The organism is Halomonas sp. DP5Y7-2 (assembly GCF_019802025.1).
In the GTDB taxonomy this organism is placed as follows: Bacteria; Pseudomonadota; Gammaproteobacteria; order Pseudomonadales; family Halomonadaceae; genus Halomonas; species Halomonas litopenaei_A.
In genome coordinates, this window is sequence record NZ_JAHVHY010000033.1 from 1 (window position 1) to 506 (window position 506).

Sequence of the window (506 nt, forward strand, 5' to 3'; positions counted from 1 at the left end):
CTGGTGCCCACGCTGACGGTGCCCGTCGGGGCCTTGCCAGCAAGGTCGTACGTCGTACCCGCCAGCGTCACCTCCGCCGTGCCCACCGCAGTTTCCGTGGTGGCCCCATTACCCAGCGCCACGCTATTGGCAATGCTGGCGTTGGCCCCATTACCGATGGCCACACTATTGGTGGCGCTGGCCTTGGCGACTGGGCCCATGGCCAGGCTGTCGGTACCGCTGGCATCGGCGCCACTCAGGGTCGAGTTAGCCTGGTAATACTTGCTATCACCGGCCACACCTTCGAGCTGATTTTGCACCTCCCACAGCTGATCACCACTCACCGCATCGCGGCTACCATCGGCCACAGTGCCGTTGGCCAGGTTGGTGATCTTGGTGCCGATGTTGTTGTCGTCACTGTCCTTGCCGCCCGCCAGGGTGATGGTGCCAGGCGTCACATTACCGTCGGTATCCCGGTCATACTGCACCGCGCCGTCGCCCAGTTCAGCGATAGCATCCGTATTGGT

The 506-nt window shown here is 63.2% G+C and carries 1 pseudogene; it reads right to left on the minus strand.

Annotated features, from left to right (window positions below):
- Positions 1-506, minus strand: a pseudogene (locus KUW18_RS19645) (hypothetical protein); the annotation flags it as partial.